Annotated in this window: 12 protein-coding genes; 11 read left to right on the forward strand and 1 reads right to left on the reverse strand. The window is 74.5% G+C overall.

The window, feature by feature from the left end; translation table 11 throughout:
* Window positions 1-293 precede the first annotated feature (293 nt).
* The 11 genes from ACZ5NJ_RS14780 to ACZ5NJ_RS14830 all read left to right on the forward strand — a co-directional run bounded on the left by ACZ5NJ_RS14780 (window position 294) and on the right by ACZ5NJ_RS14830 (window position 16,535).
* Entirely contained in the window at window positions 294-3,956 is a 3,663-nt protein-coding gene (locus ACZ5NJ_RS14780) for an AMP-binding protein (RefSeq protein WP_468765218.1), read from the forward strand.
* On the forward strand, window positions 3,953-5,875 hold the full coding sequence (locus ACZ5NJ_RS14785; protein WP_468765219.1) for a hypothetical protein: 1,923 nt from the start codon (window positions 3,953-3,955) through the stop codon (window positions 5,873-5,875). The genes ACZ5NJ_RS14780 and ACZ5NJ_RS14785 overlap by 4 nt, the downstream gene beginning before the upstream one ends.
* A 52-nt stretch (window positions 5,876-5,927) precedes the next feature.
* Window positions 5,928-7,214, forward strand: a complete 1,287-nt coding sequence (locus ACZ5NJ_RS14790) for an ATP-grasp domain-containing protein (protein ID WP_468765220.1) — start codon at window positions 5,928-5,930, stop codon at window positions 7,212-7,214.
* Between the two features lie 45 nt (window positions 7,215-7,259).
* Window positions 7,260-8,480 carry an ATP-grasp domain-containing protein gene (locus tag ACZ5NJ_RS14795; protein ID WP_468765221.1) on the forward strand — a complete coding sequence of 407 codons (1,221 nt, stop codon included), beginning with the start codon at window positions 7,260-7,262 and terminating at the stop codon, window positions 8,478-8,480.
* Window positions 8,481-8,554: 74 nt separating this feature from the next.
* On the forward strand, window positions 8,555-9,763 hold the full coding sequence (gene metK, locus ACZ5NJ_RS14800) for a methionine adenosyltransferase (RefSeq protein ID WP_468765222.1): 1,209 nt from the start codon (window positions 8,555-8,557) through the stop codon (window positions 9,761-9,763).
* A 38-nt stretch (window positions 9,764-9,801) separates the two neighbouring features.
* The gene (gene ahcY / locus ACZ5NJ_RS14805) at window positions 9,802-11,193 is read left to right on the forward strand and encodes an adenosylhomocysteinase (RefSeq protein WP_468765223.1); all 1,392 of its coding nucleotides are present in this window, start codon (window positions 9,802-9,804) and stop codon (window positions 11,191-11,193) included.
* A gap of 112 nt (window positions 11,194-11,305) precedes the next feature.
* Window positions 11,306-12,988 (forward strand): sensor histidine kinase, encoded by a 1,683-nt coding sequence (locus ACZ5NJ_RS14810; RefSeq protein WP_468765260.1) that lies wholly within the window; start codon window positions 11,306-11,308, stop codon window positions 12,986-12,988.
* A gap of 8 nt (window positions 12,989-12,996) precedes the next feature.
* Entirely contained in the window at window positions 12,997-13,656 is a 660-nt protein-coding gene (locus ACZ5NJ_RS14815) for a response regulator (protein ID WP_468765224.1), read from the forward strand.
* A gap of 114 nt (window positions 13,657-13,770) precedes the next feature.
* Window positions 13,771-15,225, forward strand: a complete 1,455-nt coding sequence (locus ACZ5NJ_RS14820; RefSeq protein ID WP_468765225.1) for a DUF2252 domain-containing protein — start codon at window positions 13,771-13,773, stop codon at window positions 15,223-15,225.
* Between the two features lie 72 nt (window positions 15,226-15,297).
* Entirely contained in the window at window positions 15,298-16,128 is an 831-nt protein-coding gene (locus tag ACZ5NJ_RS14825; RefSeq protein ID WP_468765226.1) for a J domain-containing protein, read from the forward strand.
* Window positions 16,129-16,190: 62 nt separating this feature from the next.
* On the forward strand, window positions 16,191-16,535 hold the full coding sequence (locus ACZ5NJ_RS14830; RefSeq protein ID WP_468765227.1) for a rhodanese-like domain-containing protein: 345 nt from the start codon (window positions 16,191-16,193) through the stop codon (window positions 16,533-16,535).
* 7 nt (window positions 16,536-16,542) lie between these two features.
* Here ACZ5NJ_RS14830 and ACZ5NJ_RS14835 read toward each other — a convergent pair whose 3' ends face one another.
* Window positions 16,543-17,688: an acyl-CoA dehydrogenase family protein gene (locus ACZ5NJ_RS14835; RefSeq protein WP_468765228.1), complete on the reverse strand. Its 1,146-nt coding sequence runs from the start codon at window positions 17,686-17,688 to the stop codon at window positions 16,543-16,545.
* Window positions 17,689-17,717 lie beyond the last annotated feature (29 nt).

Consider the following 17,717-nt stretch of genomic DNA (forward strand, 5'->3'; position numbering starts at 1 on the left):
GCGCCTCCGGAAAAGGAATGTCCGCGCCCCACGCGGGCGCTCTCGCCGCCGCCGCCCGGGGCGTTCTCCCACGGGCCGTGCGCTGTCCGGCTCCCGCATTCTGCGCACGCCCGGCCAGCCGTGTCAGTACCGCGCCTCTGGCACAAAAAGCCCTGGCAGGACTGTGTCAGCGGGCCGTGTCCGCGGGTCGGTTCCGGGGCCGAATTGGCATACAGGTGCCAGAGCTTTTTATGCCACCGGATTCACCTGTTCCCCGGCTTCCGGCGCCCGCAGCATGGGATTCCGAGCGACGGATGACGAGCCACATCACGACGGAGGACAGCACGATGCCGGAGTACACCGGAACCGCGGCCGGCGCCGCGGCCGGCGCGGCCGCCGACGGCGACCGTCAGGTCAGGGGCTGGCACGAGATCTACCAGGAGCTGTACCGGGACGCCGACGCCGCCGATTTCGGCGAGAACTTCGCCGGCTGGGAGAGCAGCTACGACGGTCTGCCCATCCCCCTGGAGCAGATGCGGCACTGGCGCGACGACACCGTCCGCAGCATCCGCGCGCTGCGGCCCCGCCGCGTCCTGGAGATCGGTGTCGGCTCGGGTCTGCTGATGTCGCGGCTCCTCGACGACTGCGAGGAGTACTGGGGCGCGGACATGTCCGAGGCCGTCATCGGGGCGCTGCGCGCCCACCTGGCGGCGCAGCCCGCCGAGACGGCGCGGAAGGTACGGCTCCAGGCCGCCCCGGCGCACCTGTTGGACGAGCTGCCCGCCGGACACTTCGACACCGTCGTCATCAACTCGGTGGTCCAGTACTTCCCGCACGTCGACTACCTCACGGAGGTGCTGACGAAGGCCGTCCTGCTCCTCGCCCCGGGCGGGTCCGTCTTCGTCGGTGACGTCCGTGACCTGGAGCTGCTGCCCCGCTTCCACACGGCCGTCGCCCTCGGCCGCGACGCCGGCGCCGCCCCGGACACCGCCGCGCTGCGGGACGCGGCCGCGCGGACCGCCGCCGGGGAGAAGGAACTCGCCCTCGCCCCCGCCTACTTCGCGGCCCTGCCGGAGCTGCTGCCCGAACTGGAGGCCGTGGACGTACGGCTCAAGGCGAGTGCCTTCCACAACGAGCTGACCCGCCACCGCTACGACGTGGTGCTCCGCACCGCCGCCCCGGGCCTGGACCTCGCGGACGCGCCGCGGCTGGACTGGAGCGCCGAGGGGCTCGACCCGGACGCCCTGCGCGCCCGGCTGGCCGGGGTGACCGGACCGCTGCGGATCGCCGGCGTGCCCAACGCCCGCCTCGCGGGGGAGGAGGCCTGCCGCACGGCGCTGGCCGAGGACCGCCCGGCCGACGAGGTACGCGCCGCCCTGCACGGGGCCTTCCCGGACGCCGTCGAGCCGGACGCCCTGCGCGAGCTCGCCGAGCAGGCCGGACACCGGGCCGCGGTCACCCTCTGCGGCGCCGACCACACCCGCTTCGACCTGGTGCTCTGGCCCGCCGTCGGAGGCCCGGGGGAACCCGCCGTCACCGGCGTGTACCTGGACCGGGAGACCGCCGGGTCGGGCGCCGCGCCGTCCTTCGACGACCCCGGCCGCTACGCCAACGCCCCGGCCGCCCTCGAAGCGGGCGCCGACGCCGCCGCCCCGGCCCGTCCGGCCCCGGGTGCGACGGGGGAGCGGGCCGCGCCCCGGGACCCGTACGAGGACACCGTCCGCGCGCTGTTCGCGGAGGTGCTCGCCCTGCCCCGGCACACCGTCGGCTGCGACCAGGACTTCTTCGGGATCGGCGGCCACTCCCTGGCCTCGGCCCGGCTCGTCGGCAGGATCCGTTCCGTCCTGGGCGTGGCCCTGGGCATGCGCAGCGTCTACGACGCCCGGACGGTCGCGGCCCTGGCCGAGCTGGTGCGCCGGCAGAGCCCCCGCCCGCCGGCCGGACGGGCCGCCGCGACGTCGCGGCCGGACCTCGGGTGCGCGGGAGCGGACGGGTGGTCCGAGGCCCCGCTGGTCATCGGCGCGGCCGCGCACCGCGGGCTGACCGCGCTGGCCCGCGAGCACGGGGCCACCTCCGGGATGGCGCTGCACGCGGCCGTCACCGCGCTGCTGGCCCGGATGTCCGGGTCGGACGCCGTCCCGGTGGCACTGGCGAGCGGTGGGCTCCCCGCCGTGACGGTCACCTCGGCCGTCGACGGCCGTCCCGACTTCACGACCCTGCTGGAGCGGGTGCGCGCCGCCTCCGTGGCGGCCTGGGCGGCCGGGGGTTCCGCGACGGCGGGAGGTCCGGCCGCGACGCTGACGCTGGATCCCGCCGAGGGCGGCCGTGAGGGCGCGGCCGTGGCGGCCGCCGCCGACGGCCCCGTGCTGGAGTTGACCGAGCGCTGGTCGGAGACCGGAGCCCCCGCCGGAGTGGAGGGCCGCGTCCGGATACCCGCCGGCGGCGGTGCGCGGGCCGCGGTCTTCGGTGCGCGGCTGGAGCGGCTCCTCGACGCCGTGGTGGCCGACCCCGGCCGGCGGATCGACACGCTCGGCCTGGACCTGCCCGGCGAGGCCGGCGACCGCGCGGGCTCTGGGGCGGAGCACACCGTGCCGCAGACCCCGCTGCCCGCCATGCTCGGGATGCAGGCCCTGCTGACCCCGCAGGCCCCGGCCGTCGTCACCCCGGACTCCTGGCTCACGCATGCCGCGCTGGAGGAGCGGGCCGGGCTCCTCGCCCGCCGGCTGCTGGCCCTCGGGGCGGGCCCCGGACGGCTCGTGGCGGTCCGGCTGCCGGCCGGCCGGGACCTCGTGGTGGCCTACGCGGCCGTCGCCAAGTCCGGTGCCGCCTGCCTCCCGCTGCCGCCCGGCCGGGCCGTCCCGCCGGTCGACGTGCCGCCCGTCGCCGTGGTCACGTCCGACGCCGTCACCCCGTGGCCCGGGGTGCCCGCGGTGCCCGCCGGCCCGGACGGGGCGGAACCCCCCGCCGCGGCCCTGCCCGTCGCGCGGGCCGGCGACCCGGTGCTCGCCACCGTCACGCCCGAGGGCCTGGTCCTGCTGGACGCCGGGCCGCTGCGCGCCCTGGGGGCCTGGCGGTTCGCGACGATGCCGGCCGAGGCCGGCGCACCGCGGGCCGTGATCCCCGACCCGGACACCGACTTCGGCTTCCTCGACATCGCCGACGCCCTCGCCTGCGGTGCCACCGTGCACCTGCCCGGTCCCGGGGCGGACGCCCCCGGGCAGCGGGCGCCGTGGCCCGCCGGTACGGGAGCGGCCGAACTGTCCGGCCCCGCCCGCGCCGTCGCGGAGACGGCCCGCGCCGTACGGGAGGCCGAACCCGCCGCGCCCGCGCCGCCGGTGCTCTCGGTGATCTGCTCCGACTCCGGCTGGCACCCGTCCGGTGCCCACCCCGGGCAGGACACCTCCGGCCCCGCCGGCTCACCGGTCGTCCTGGAACACCGGTGGGCGCACGGGGTCCGGCTGACCACCGTCCGTACCGCCGCCGGGGCCGCCCCGCTGTGGAACCAGGCCGTACGGGTCCTCGACCCCGCCCTGCGCCCGGTCGCCCCGGGCCTGGTGGGAACGCTGTACCTGGCCGGCTCCGCGCTGGGCGGGACGCGCCCGGAGCGGGCCGGGGACGCCACGCGGTGGGTCGCCGACCCGTACGGCGCTCCCGGGGCGCTGATGCTGCGTACCGGCGTCGTCGTCCGGGCCGCCGGACGGGAGACGCCGGAAGCGGTCGAAGCCGCCGCCGTGCACGACCCGTTCGAGGACACGGGCGCGCTGTACTTGGTCCTGGACGGCCCGGACGGCCCGGACGGCCGGCGCAGCCTCTGGCCCGCCGAGGTCCCCGTACCCGCCGGATGGGCCGCGGCCGGCCCCGAGGACGTGCGGGACGGCGCCCTGGAAGAACTCGCACGGTCCCTGACCGCGCCCCCGACGGTCCCGGTGGAGCCGTCCGCCACCGAGCTGGTTCCCGCGACGAGGAGTTCCCGATGAGCAACGGTTCGCCGCCCCGCGTCTTCGCCCCGTTCGACGGTGAGGCGGAGTTCGCCACCGCCGTCACCGCCTTCCTGCGGGCGCCCGGTACCGGCCCCGTCCCGGTGTGGACCGGCCCGCGCACCGACCTGACCGGCGCCCTCGACCTGGCCGAGGAGGTCTACGAGGGCCTGCGCACCCCGCCGCGCGGCACCACCGGCTACCTGCTCGGCGAAGTCCCCGAAGCCGTACGGCTGCTGGCCGCGCCGCTGGCCGGCCACTGGCCCGCCCAGGGGGCCGCGACCGACTGGCCGCCGGCCGGATCACCCGGCTCGGTCCTGCTCGTCGGCACTTACGAGGCCCTGACCTCCGAGCGGATCTCCGGCGTGCTCGCCGCCGCGCACCGCGACGGCCGGGACGTGAGCGTGCTGACCGGCCGCGACGTCCACTCGCTGGCCTGGACGGTCGCCAAGCAGTACGCCCGGGCCCCCTCCGACGCGCCGGCCGGGGTCTTCACCGACAACGACGGCCGGCCGGGCATCCCCGGCGGCCGCTGGTTCGGCCCCGGTGACATCGCCCAGCTCGACATCCAGGACCTGGTCCTGGAGGGCCGCTGGGGACGGCTGCTGTTCAACGGCCACGGCCGCGACGACAACCTGAACCTGGGCCAGTTCACCCTGTGCGGCCGCAGCCCCGCCGCCGAGCGCCGGCCGGGCGCCCTCGGCCCGCAGTGCGCGTACGGGCTCGGCTGCTACAAGCCGGAGGACAAGCTGATCCCCGCGCACCGGATCCCGGCCGCGGAGATCGTCCTCAACACCTGCCTGAGCGGGCCGCTCTCGGACCTCGCCCTGTACGACCCGGCGTTCCAGATCCTCCTCAACGCCCTCGACGGGCCCGCCCAGACCGTGGTCGCCGCCCTCACCACCAACAACGGGGACCGCCCCGAGAACCTCGCCTGGCTGAGGCGCGCCGAGCCCGGCTCCGGTGTGGCGCGCACCCTCGACCGGAGCGCGTCCGACATCAACCCCTACCCGGTGTTCCTCCAGGTCGGCGTCGGCGACGGCGACGCGACCGGCGCCGCGGCGGGCACCGGCCCGGAGTCGGCACCGGCACCGGCGGCGGAACCCGCCGAGCCCTGGCGGCACCTCGGCGACCGGGTCGCCGCACTGCTGCACAGCGGGCTGCTGCCCGAGGACCACCCGCTGGGCGGCCGGCTGGAGCAGCTGCACACCGCGCTATTGCGCGACACCCGGCGTACCGCCGCCCGCGACGAGGCGGACCGGCGCGCGGCCCGGCAGGGCCTGGCCGCCCAGGTCGGCGCCCTCGACCTGGCCCTCGCGCAGCAGCTCGCCAAGCACCCCGACGACCCCCTGATGGACTTCCCGATCCACTTCGGGGAGCGCAGCGAGGCCGCCGCTCCCGAGCCCGGCGCCCGGCCCTGCGGCTGTGGGCGGCCCGTGTGGCGCTACCGCCGGACCGGCCGTCTGCCGGTCGTCCCCGTCACCCACCAGTCCACGTGCCTGCGCTGCGGTGACGTCGAGAACAGCTTCGACGGGGCACCGGTGCTGAGCGTGGAGTCCCCGGGCCTGGTCGCGCTCGGCGGCCGGCTGCCGGTCACCGTCGAGGTCACCGCCCCGCAGAGCGGCATCGTCAACGTCGGCCTGGTCGTGCCCACCTACGTGAAGTCGGAGATCCGGCCGCCGGTCCGGCGCCTCAAGGTCACCGCGGGCGAGCCGAAGCGGACGACGTTCGACCTGGACATCGCCCCCGACGCGGAGCCGCAGGCCTACTACCACCAGGCGTACGCCGTGCAGGCCCTGGGCCTGACGGTGCTGCGCTTCCACTTCGGCGCCGTCCCCGGGGACGAGTTCCCGGCGTCGCCTTCCTCCCCCGAGATCCAGCCCGCCCGTGATGAAGAGGTGCACCTTGTCGCCGGTTGATCCGTTCAGCGCCGCAGCCGCCCCCGCCGATCCGCGCGACATTCTCCTCCTCGTGGAACCGGAGTCCTCGGGCGTCGACCTGCTGCCCGCCGCCACGAGACTGGGGCTGCGGGTGCACGTCCTCGACCGGCGCCCACTGGAGCTGGCGCCCGCCGCCGTCCGCGAGCTCGTGGGCCGGGGCCGCGCCGGCTACACCGTCGTCGAGACCCGCTCCGCCGAGCTGGTCGCCGCGGCCGCCGAGGAGCTGGCCTCCCGCAGCACGGTCGTCGCCGTCGTCCCCGGCTTCGAGTACGCGGTCCCCGTCGCCGCTGCCGCCGCCGAGCGGCTCGGGCTGCCCGGCCCGCGGCCGGCCGTCGCCGCCCGGCTGCGGGACAAGGCGCTGATGAAGGACCGGCTGGCCCGGGGCGGTGTCGCCGTCGCCCGGGGCGTGCGGCTCACCGTCGGGGACGTCCCCGAGGACACCCTGCTCCAGGCCGCCGCGGTCGTCGGCTTCCCCGCCGTCGTCAAGCCGGTCGACGGCTCGGGCAGCCTGGGCGTCCGGCGGATCGACAGCATGGCCGAACTGCGCGCTCACCTGGAGCGGGCCGCCGAGGAGGGGGTCCTCGACGACATGGGCCAGCCGGTCGGCGCCCGCCTGCTGCTGGAGTCGTACGTGACCGGGCCCGAGTTCAGCGTCGAGGGCTGGGTCACCGCCGCCGGGGAGGTGACCGTCGCCGCCGTGACCCAGAAGCTCCTGGGCCCCGAACCGCACTTCGTCGAGGTCGGACACATCGTCGACGCCGACCTCCCGGAGGCGGACCGGCAGGCGCTGGGCCGGATCGCCGAACGGGCCGTCCGCGCGCTCGGCCTGACGGCGGGCGTCTTCCACCTGGAGGCCCGCCTCTCGCCGCGCGGCCCCGTGGTCCTGGAGATCGCCGCCCGGCTCGGCGGCGACCGCATCCACCGGCTCGTTTCCGCCGTGCACGGCCGGAGCCTGCCGGAGGCGGCCATCCGCGTCCTGGCCGGCCTGCCGCACGCCGCGGCCCCGGAGGTCCCCTCCGGACGGGTCGCCGCCTCCGTCTACTTCACCGCGCCGGCCCCCGGCCGGATCCACGACCCCGAGGCCCTGTACGCGGACCTCGCCCGGGTGATCGACGCCGGCGCCCAGTGCTGGGAGCTGACCGTCGACTGCGCACCCGGCGACCTCGTCACCCCCGCCACCGACTTCCGGCAGCGGTTCGGGCACGCCGTGCTCGTGGCCGCCGACCGGCCGGCCCTCACCGCCGTCCTCGACGCGGTGAACACCGTCTTGTACCGGGCGCTGGACCGCGTCCCGGCGGCCGCCGCCGTCGCGGCCTGACCGTGAGTACCGAGCAGACACGACCGGATCGAGAGGACTGAACCCATGCGGGTGCTCATCATCAACCGGTGGAGCGACGACTTCGCCGACTACGGCCGCTACGTCGACCACACCGCCCACCAGGTCGCGTACGTCACCGTCGCGGACCACCGGCCGCTGCTCCCCGGCGGCGCCGCCCATGCCGAGGTCGTCGCCGACCCGTCGGACGCCGACGCGGTCACCGCCGCCGCGCTGCGCTGCCATCTCGCCCTCGGCGGTACCGACGTGGTCCTGGCGCTCTCCGAGTTCGACCTGCTGACGGCCGCCCGTGTCCGCGAGGAGCTCGGCGTCGCCGGCCCCGGCACCGACACCGCCCTGCGCTTCCGGGACAAGACCGTGATGAAGGCGGCCATCGCCGAAGCCGGCCTGCGCATCCCCCGGTTCCGGACCGTCACCACCCCGGCCGAGGCCGCCGCCTTCGCCGCCGCGCACCCGGGCCCCGTGATGCTCAAGCCCCGTACCGGCGCCGCCTCCGCGGGCTGCGTCCTGCTGGAAGAGGGACTCGGCGAGCGCGCCGTCCTCGCCCGGCTGGAGGGCCTGGACCTGAGCGGCTACGAGGCGGAGGAGTTCGTCCAGGGGCCGATCTGGCACGTGGACGGCCTGCTGCGGGAGGGCGAGCCGCTCTTCGCCCTCGCCTCCCGCTACCTGAACACCTGCTTCGAGTTCGGCAACGGCTCGCCGCTGGGCTCCGCCGTCCAGCAGGGCCCGTCGGCCGACCGGATCCGGGACTTCGCCCTGGACAGCCTGCGCACGCTCGGCCTGCGCACGGGCGCTTTCCACCTGGAGGTCATCGAGCACCGCGACGGCCCCGTGTTCCTCGAAGTCGGCGCCCGTGTCGGCGGCGGTGAGATCCCGTTCGTCTGCCGCGACGTGTACGGCGTGGACCTGGTCGGGGACTGGATCCGGCTGGAGCTCGGCGAGCCGCCGCTCACCGTGCCCGCCGCCGGGACCGAATGCGGGGGATTCCTGATGGTCCCGGAGCCGGTCGGCATGCGGCTGCTGGCGCGGCCCGAGCTGCGCGGCACGGTGCCCGGCCTGTACGCCGAGATCCTGCCCGAGCCCGGCCGGGTGTTCACCGGCGACGGCGGATACGACGAGATCCTCGGCCGGTTCCGCTTCCGTGCCGCCTCCCCCGAGGCCGTCGAAGCCGCCATCCGCGCCGCCATCGACCAGTACCGGTGCGAGCTCGAACCCGCCGTCCTCACCCCGTCCGGCGCCGACGCGTGAGCGTTTCACGTGAAACATCGCCGCCGCCCTTCTTTCCCCCCGCTTCACCGCACCTGAGCCAAGGAGCCATCGGAATGTCCCGTCGTCTGTTCACCTCGGAATCCGTGACCGAGGGCCACCCGGACAAGATCGCTGACCAGATCAGCGACACGATCCTCGACGCCCTCCTGACCGAGGACCCGGCCTCGCGCGTGGCCGTGGAGACGCTGATCACCACCGGCCTGGTGCACATCGCGGGCGAGGTGACGACGAAGGCGTACGCCCCGATCGCCCAGCTCGTCCGCGACAAGATCCTGGAGATCGGCTACGACTCCTCGAAGAAGGGCTTCGACGGCGCCTCCTGCGGCGTGTCGGTGTCCATCGGGGCGCAGTCGCCGGACATCGCGCAGGGCGTCGACACCGCGTACGAGTCGCGGGTGGAGGGCGACGAGGACGAGCTCGACCGGCAGGGCGCCGGTGACCAGGGCCTGATGTTCGGGTACGCCTGCGACGAGACGCCGGAGCTGATGCCGCTGCCGATCCACCTCGCGCACCGGCTCTCCCGCCGCCTGACCCAGGTCCGCAAGAACGGGACCGTCCCGTACCTGCGCCCGGACGGCAAGACCCAGGTCACCATCGAGTACGACGGAGGCAACGCGGTCCGCCTGGACACCGTGGTGGTGTCCTCGCAGCACGCGGGCGACGTGAGCCTGGACGGGCTGCTGATCCCCGATGTGCGGCGTCACGTGGTGGAGCACGTGCTCGCGCAGCTGGCGGAGGACGGCATCAAGCTGGACACCGAGGGCTACCGGCTGCTGGTCAATCCGACCGGCCGTTTCGAGGTCGGCGGGCCGATGGGTGACGCCGGTCTGACCGGCCGCAAGATCATCATCGATACGTACGGCGGTATGGCCCGTCACGGTGGCGGCGCCTTCTCCGGCAAGGACCCGTCGAAGGTCGACCGCTCGGCCGCGTACGCGATGCGCTGGGTCGCGAAGAACGTCGTCGCCGCCGGCCTCGCGGCCCGCTGCGAGGTGCAGGTCGCGTACGCGATCGGCAAGGCCGAGCCCGTCGGCCTGTTCGTCGAGACCTTCGGCACCGGCACCCTGCCCGACGAGCGCATCCAGGAAGCCGTCTCCACCGTCTTCGACCTCCGCCCCGCCGCCATCATCCGCGACCTCGACCTGCTGCGCCCGATCTACGCCCAGACCGCCGCCTACGGCCACTTCGGCCGCGAGCTCCCCGACTTCACCTGGGAGCGCACCGACCGCGTCGACGCCCTCCGCACCGCCGCCGGCATCTGAACCCCCCTACCGCCCCTACCCCGTCACGGAGCAACACCATGGACTACAAGGTCGCCGATATCTCTCTCGCCGAGTTCGGGCGTAAGGAGATCACTCTGGCCGAGCACGAGATGCCGGGTCTGATGTCGATCCGGCGGGAGTACGCCGGGGCGCGGCCGTTGGCGGGGGCCCGTATCACCGGGTCCCTGCACATGACGGTGCAGACGGCGGTGTTGATCGAGACGCTGGTGGCGCTGGGGGCGCGGGTGCGGTGGGTGTCGTGCAACATCTATTCGACACAGGACCATGCGGCCGCGGCGATCGCGGCTGCGGGGATTCCGGTGTTCGCCTGGAAGGGCGAGTCGCTGGAGGAGTACTGGTGGTGCACGGAGCAGGCGTTGACCTGGCCGGGGCACGCGGGTCCGAACATGATCCTGGACGACGGTGGTGATGCCACCCTGCTGGTCCACAAGGGGGTGGAGTACCAGAAGGCGGGCGCGGTGCCGGACGTCTCCACGGCGGACAGCGAGGAGATGGCGATCGTCCTGGGTCTGCTGGCGAGGACGGACCTCGACTGGACGGCGCTGGCGGCGGGGATCCGGGGGGTGACGGAGGAGACCACCACGGGTGTGCACCGCCTCTACGAGATGATGGCCGCGGGCGAGCTTCTCTTCCCGGCGATCAACGTGAACGACGCGGTGACGAAGTCGAAGTTCGACAACAAGTACGGCTGCCGCCACTCCCTCATCGATGGCATCAACCGTGCCACGGATGTCCTGATCGGCGGCAAGGTCGCGGTCGTGTGCGGTTATGGCGATGTCGGCAAGGGCTGTGCGGAGTCGCTGCGCGGGCAGGGCGCGCGGGTGATCGTCACGGAGATCGACCCGATCTGTGCGCTGCAGGCGGCGATGGACGGCTACCAGGTCGCCACTCTCGACGATGTGGTGGAGATCGCGGACATCTTCATCACGACGACGGGCAACAAGGACATCATCATGGCCGCGGACATGGCCAGGATGAAGCACCAGGCGATCGTGGGCAACATCGGCCACTTCGACAACGAGATCGACATGGCCGGTCTGGCCAAGGTTGCGGGCATCGTGAAGGACGAGGTCAAGCCGCAGGTCCACACCTGGACGTTCCCCGACGGCAAGGTCCTGATCGTGCTGTCGGAGGGCCGTCTGCTGAACCTGGGCAACGCGACGGGTCACCCGTCCTTCGTGATGTCGAACTCCTTCGCGGACCAGACCCTCGCGCAGATCGAGCTGTTCACCAAGCCGGAGGAGTACCCGACCGACGTGTACGTGCTGCCCAAGCACCTCGACGAGAAGGTCGCCCGCCTCCACCTCGACGCCCTCGGCGTCAAGCTCACCACGCTCCGTCCGGAGCAGGCCGCCTACATCGGCGTGAAGGTCGAGGGCCCGTACAAGCCCGACCACTACCGCTACTGACCGCCGCCCTGTCCTCGCCCGTACGACTTTCGTCGCGCAGGGCGCGACGAAAGAGGGCGGGCGCCGGCCTGCACGGCTGTCTAGGGTCGGGCGTGTGGATGCCGAGGCGAGGATGCGTGCGGGCCGGGACTGGCTGAAGGGGCCGGAGCCCTGGTCCCGGCGGATGCTGGCCGGAGACCTGACGATCGCCGGGTTGCTGGCCCTGCTGGGACTCGGCGTCGACGAACTCAGCAACAGCTCCGGTCTGAAGATGGCCCTGGGGGCCGTGGCCGTGGTGGCGCTGGTGCTGCTGCGCAGGCGGCTGCCGGCGGTCACGCTGGTGCTGGGTGCGGCCGCGAGCGCGTTCCTGCCCGCCGTGTTCCTCGTGACGATCCTGCTCGGCTGGTCCGCGGGACGGCGGATCGTGGGGGTGGGCCGGGCGCTCGGCGCGTTCGTGCTGGCCTTCCTCGCGACGGTCGTCCTCACGCTGGTCGACCAGTGGGCGCAGATGCGGCCCCTGCTGACGGTCGTGTTCACCACCCTGCTGTTCCTGGCCGCGATCGTCATGCCCGGTCTGGCCAGCCGCTACTGGCATCAGCGCCGGACCCTGCTGAGCGCCCTCCAGGAGCGCAACGACCGGCTGGTGCTGGAGCGGACGATGGTCGCCGGGCAGGCCCGGCTGCGGGAACGGCAGCGGATCGCCCAGGACATGCACGACAGCCTGGGCCACCAGCTGGCGCTGATCTCGGTGCACACCGGGGCGCTGGAGGTGGACCCGTCGCTGACCGACCGCCAGCGCGAGGCGGTCGGGGTGCTGCGGCAGGCCTCGGTGGCGGCGATGCACGAACTGCGGGAGGTCGTCGGGATCCTGCGCGACGGGGTGGAGGCCCCGGCTCCCGTCGAGGAGGCGCAGCCGGCCGCACGTGGGGTGGCCGGGATCGCGGGCATCGTGGAAGCGGCACGGGCCGCGGGGACCGACGTGCGCCTCGGCACCGCCGGGCGGCCCCGGCCGCTGGTCGCGGCCTGCGACCACGCGGCGTACCGGATCGTGCAGGAGGCGCTGACCAACGCCTACAAGCACGCGCCGGGGTCGTCGATCACCGTGGAACTGCGGTACGAGGACGACTCGCTGGTGGTGGAGATCGCCAACGGCCCGGTGGTCGAAGGGACTTCCGGCGAGGTGGTCTCCGGCGGGCAGGGCCTGACGGGGCTGCGCGAGCGGGCCCGGTTGGTCGGCGGCATGGTGCACGCGGGCGCCACCGAGGACGGCGGGTTCCGGGTGGCGGGAGTGCTGCCGTACGGGACGGAGCCGGCCGGTGTCGTCGAGGACGTGGCCGACGACTTCGGGCAGGGGCCGCAGGCGCGGGAGCTGGCCCTCCAGGGGGCGTCCAGGACGGCACCGCCGATGGACTGGGCGGCGCTGGACCGCGAGCTGACCGTGCCCGTCCGCACCCGGGCCGGGGGTGTCGCGATGGGCTGCGGGATCGCGGTGGCGGCCCTGGTGCTGCTGGTCATCGTGCTGGGCGCCGGGGTGGCCCTGCTGGTGGGCTCGGCGAACAAGGCGATGATCAGCAGGAGCACGTACGACGCCGTGCAGGTGGGCCAGTCCGAACAGGAGGTCCGCGACCGGCTGCCGGACGGGGACAGCGTCATGACGTCGGGCCTGGAACAGAAGGGACCGCCGAGGCCGGAGGGGACGGACTGCTTCGCCCTGCTGTCGGTGGAGGACAGCGAGATGACGGCCGACACGGTTTTCCGGTTCTGCTTCCGGGACGGCAAGCTCGTCGAGAAGCAGACGTACGAGGTCAAGCAGTAGGAGCGCGGGTGACAGCCAAGGTGATCCGAGTGGTGATCGCTGACGACGAGCCGCTGATCCGGGCCGGGATCAGGATGATCCTGACCTCGGCGCCGGACATCGAGGTCGTCGCGGAGGGGGCCGACGGGCGGGAGGCGGTGGAGCTGGCCCGCTCGCACGCCCCGGACGTGGTGCTGCTGGACATCCAGATGCCCGTGATGGACGGGCTGACCGCGCTGGGTGAGCTGGGCCGGGCGGTACCGGGGGCGCGGGTGCTGATCCTCACCACCTTCGGGGAGCGGGAGAACGTCCTGCGGGCGCTCGGCGAGGGCGGCGCGGGTTTCCTGCTGAAGGACTCGGCGCCCGGCGAGCTGATCGGCGCGGTCCGGGCGGCGGCCGCGGGCGACGCCTGGCTGTCCCCCGCCGCGACCCGGCACGTGGTGGACCAACTGGCCACCGGTCGGGCCGCGGGCCGTGCCGAGGAGGCCCGGCGGCGGGTGGACGGGCTGAGCGAGCGGGAGCGCGGGGTGCTGGCGCTGCTCGGGGAGGGACTGTCCAACGCGGACGCCGGACGCAGGCTCCACATGAGCGAGGCGACGGTGAAGACGTACGTGAGCCGGATCCTCGCCAAGCTGGAGTGCGAGAACCGGGTGCAGGCGGCGCTGCTCGCCCGGGACGCCGGTTTGTAGCAGGGCTGTGGCGGCCCTGTGGCGGTGCCGTGCAGGGGACTTGGGGTACGGTCGGGCCCACCTGACCGGCGAAGAAGCGGCCGGCGGGGCGGACGAGGTGCGGGGGCAGGGCAGATGGTGACGGCATCGGGACAGTACGCGACGGACGCGGCGGAAGCCGCCGGTGCGGCCGTGGGACGGGCCGGCGGTCGGATCCCGCGCGTTCCGGGCTTCGCCCCCAGGGCCGTGACGGGCTCCGCCAAGGAGGCCGGCAAGGCGCTGCGGCTGCGCGTACCGCGCACCGCCCACGCCTCCTTCGAGATGCCCGCCGACCGCCCGGACGCCGTGCGCGCGGTGGAGGAGTCGAACGTCGGCCGGGTCGCCGAGCTGACCCCGATACGCGTGGGCCGGATGGCCGCCAACCCCTTCGCCTTCCTGCGCGGTGCCGCGGGCCTGATGGCGCACGACCTGTCCGGCGGTCCGGTGACCGGGGTGGGCGCGCAGATCTGCGGCGACGCGCACGCGGCCAACTTCGGTCTCTACGGGGACGCGCGCGGCCGCCTGGTGATCGACCTCAACGACTTCGACGAGACCGTCTTCGGCCCGTGGGAGTGGGACGTGAAGCGGCTCGCCACCTCGCTCGTGCTGGCCGGGCGCGTCGCGGGCGCCGACGAGGACACCTGCCGGGCGGCGGCGCGGGACGCCGTGGGCGCCTACCGGCGCACCATGCGACTGCTGGCCAAGCTGCCCGCGCTCGACGCGTGGAACGCCATCGCCGACGAGGAGCTCGTCTCCCACACCGACGCCCGCGACCTGCTGGGCACGCTGGAACGGGTCTCGGAGAAGGCCCGCAACAACACCTCCGCCCGGTTCGCCGCCAAGTCCACCGAGGGGTGTGAGGACGGCAGCCGCCGCTTCGTCGACGCGCTGCCCGTGCTGCGCCGGGTCGGTGACCGGGAGGCCGCCGCCGTGGCCGCCTCGCTGGGCCCCTACCTGACGACCCTGTCGGGGGACCGGCTGCCGCTGCTGGCCCGCTACTCGATCCACGACGTGGCCTTCCGTGTCGTCGGTACCGGCAGCGTCGGCACCCGCTCGTACGTGGTGCTGCTGCTGGACCACCGGGGTGAGCCGCTGGTGCTCCAGGTCAAGGAGGCCCGGCCCTCGGTGCTGCTGCCGCACCTGCCCGCGCTGGGCTTCCACTCCCCGGAGGAGGAGCACGAGGGCCGCCGGGTGGTGGCCGGGCAGAAGCGGATGCAGGTGGTCTCCGACATCCTGCTCGGCTGGACCACCGTCGAGGGGCGTCCGTACCAGGTCCGCCAGTTCCGCAACCGCAAGGGCAGCGTGGACCCGGCGGCGCTGACCCCCGACCAGATCGACGACTACGGCCGGATGACCGGCGCCCTGCTGGCCCGGGCGCACGCCCACAGTGCCGACCCGCGCCTGCTGGCCGGGTACTGCGGCAAGAACGAGGAGCTGGACGAGGCGGTCGGCGCCTTCGCCGTGGCCTACGCCGACCGCAGCGAGGCCGACCACGCCGACCTGCTGGCAGCGGTGCGCTCCGGCCGGATCGCGGCCGAGTTCGGCGTCTGAGCGCCGGCTCCGCCCGCGCCGGGGGCATGTTTCACGTGAAACCTCCCCCCGGCCGGGCCGTAGGCTGGCCGGGTGAGCGAGCAGAGCGGACACACAGCCCCCGAAGAGCCCACCGCTTCCGGTGACGAGCGGCCCGAGGCGCGCCTGGAGCGTGCCGTGCGGGCCGCCGAGCAGGCACTGATCGAGTTCGAGATCGCCGTGGAGACCTTCCGGGTGGAGGTCGAGAACTTCTCCCGGCTCCACCACCAGAAGCTCGGCCCGATGTACTCCCGGCTCGACGAGCTGGACGCGCTGATCGCGGAGGCGAAGGCCGCCCGCAGCGGCGATCCCGAGGACCTGCGGCGGGCCCAGGAGGCCCGCTCGCTGGTCATGCCGATGCCCGGCGTGGACGAACTGTTCCACGACTGGCTGGGCTCGGACGGCATCTCCGACGACGCCGGGGCCATGCTCACCGACCGGCCGGTGCGCCCGCCGCAGCGGGTGCGCCCCTCGGAGGAGGTCCGCCGGCTCTACCGCGAGCTGGTTCGCCGGGCCCACCCGGACCTCGCGCAGGACGAGGCCGAGCGCACGCGCCGTGACGCGTTCATCGCACGGGTCAACGCCGCCTACGGCCGCGGTGAGGAGCAGCTGCTGCGCGAGCTGGCCGAGGAGTGGGACGCCGGTCCGGTGCCGCAGGCCGCGGCGCCGAGCGAGAGCGAGGAGCTGTACGCCCGGCTGGAGTGGCTGTCGCAGCGCAAGGAGCTGCTGTCGATGGTGGCCAAGGAGCTGGAGGACAGCGCGATCGGCGCGATGCTGCGGATGGCGCCCGACGACCCGGACCGGCTGCTGGAGGAGATCGCCGAGCAGCTGCTGGCCCAGGTCTCCGAGCGCGAGGCGGAACTGGCGTCCTACGCGACTCCGTGAGCCCTGGCCCAGGGGTCGGATAGGTTGGCAGGCCAGACCCGTGAAGAGAGAAGGCGACTGTCATGAACTTCGGACCGCTCCCCTCGGTGGAGGCCGCCGCGGTGCCCGCCGAAGGCCTCGTCCTGGACGTCCGGGAGGACGACGAATGGGCGGCCGGGCATGTCGAGGGCGCGCTGCACGTCCCGATGAGCGACTTCGTCGCCCGCTTCGGTGAGGTGACGGAAGCGGTCGCCGACGGCCGCACCGCGTACGTGATGTGCCGTGTGGGCGGTCGCAGCGCCCAGGTCACCCAGTACCTGGTGGGGCAGGGCATCGACGCCGTCAACGTGAACGGCGGGATGCAGGCGTGGGACGGCGCCGGGCGCCCGATGGTGACGGACAACGGGAACCCGGCCTTCGTCCTCTAGACGGGGGTCAGCCGAGGGGGTGGGCGGCCAGCAGGTCGCCCAGCGCCTCCTCGTGCGCGGCGGCCGGGCCGAGCTGGAGCTCCAGCTGCTTGGCCCAGGCGTGGTAGCGGTGCAGCGGGTAGTCCGTGTCGGCGCCGAAGCCGCCGTGCAGGTGCTGGGCGGTCTGCACGACCCGCCGTACGCCCTCGGAGGCCCAGATCTTGGCGACGGCCACGTCCCCGGAGAGGGGCAGCGGGCCGCCCGCCGTGCCGGTCGCGGCGTCGAGCCGCCAGGCCGCCTGCCAGAGGGTGACCTCCATGGCCCGCAGGTCGATGTAGCGGTCGGCGGCCTGGACCGCGACGGCCTGGAAGGTGGCCACGGGGAACCCGAACTGCTCCCGCTTGCTCGTGTAGCCGCTGGTCATGGCGAGGACGGCCTCGCCGAGGCCGAGTGCGAGGGCGCAGGTTCCGGTGGCCAGGACCTGGCGCAGCCGCTCCCAGGCGCCGGGGGTGTCGATCACGTGGGCCGCGGGGACGCGGACCCCCTCCAGGGTGAGCTCCGCGAGCCTCTCCCCGTTCGTGGAGTACTGGTCGGCGAGGGTGAGGCCCTCGGTGCCGCGCGGGAGCAGCGCGAGGACGGCCTCCTCGCCGTCGCCGGTGTGCGCGGGTACGGCGATCCAGTCGCTGCCGTGCGCCCAGGCGACGGCCGTCTGTACCCCGTCCAGGGTCCAGTCCGCACCCTCCCGGTGTGCGGTGACCGCCAGTTCGGCCGGGTCGTGGCCGGTGCGGCCCTGTGCGGCGACGGTGAGGACGAGCGTGCCGCGCGCGGCGCCGGGCAGCAGGGCGGCGGTCAGCTCGGGGCCGCCGTGGGCCTGGACGGCCATGGCGGTGGCGCAGTGCTCCAGCAGCGGGACCCGGGCCAGCACCCGGGCCGCCTCGCGCAGCACCAGGCAGAGCGCGATGGTGTCGAGGCCGGAGCCCCCGTACTCCTCGGCGAGGACGAGGCCCGGCAGGTCGGAGCCGGCGAGCGTGGCCCACAGGGGCCGGTCGAAGTCCTCCGCGACGGCCCCCGGGGTGAGCGCGGGGCTGGGCACGCCGTCGGGGGCGACATCGGCGAACACGGCCTTCGCCGCCTCGACGGCCGCCTGCTGTTCCTCGGTGAAGGTGAAGTCCACTGCCTGTCCTCCCGCGTGCACCGGTTCCG

This window comes from Streptomyces sp. NPDC032091 (genome assembly GCF_055580265.1).

Excerpts from the sequence above, each read along its gene's own strand:
- ACZ5NJ_RS14780 (WP_468765218.1), top strand. The coding sequence starts at position 294 with ATGACGAGCCACATCACGACGGAGGACAGCACGATGCCGGAGTACACC.
- ACZ5NJ_RS14785 (WP_468765219.1), top strand. The coding sequence starts at position 3,953 with ATGAGCAACGGTTCGCCGCCCCGCGTCTTCGCCCCGTTCGACGGTGAG.
- ACZ5NJ_RS14795 (WP_468765221.1), top strand. The coding sequence starts at position 7,260 with ATGCGGGTGCTCATCATCAACCGGTGGAGCGACGACTTCGCCGACTAC.
- metK (WP_468765222.1), top strand. The coding sequence starts at position 8,555 with ATGTCCCGTCGTCTGTTCACCTCGGAATCCGTGACCGAGGGCCACCCG.
- ahcY (WP_468765223.1), top strand. The coding sequence starts at position 9,802 with ATGGACTACAAGGTCGCCGATATCTCTCTCGCCGAGTTCGGGCGTAAG.
- ACZ5NJ_RS14810 (WP_468765260.1), top strand. The coding sequence starts at position 11,306 with ATGCGTGCGGGCCGGGACTGGCTGAAGGGGCCGGAGCCCTGGTCCCGG.
- ACZ5NJ_RS14820 (WP_468765225.1), top strand. The coding sequence starts at position 13,771 with ATGGTGACGGCATCGGGACAGTACGCGACGGACGCGGCGGAAGCCGCC.
- ACZ5NJ_RS14830 (WP_468765227.1), top strand. The coding sequence starts at position 16,191 with ATGAACTTCGGACCGCTCCCCTCGGTGGAGGCCGCCGCGGTGCCCGCC.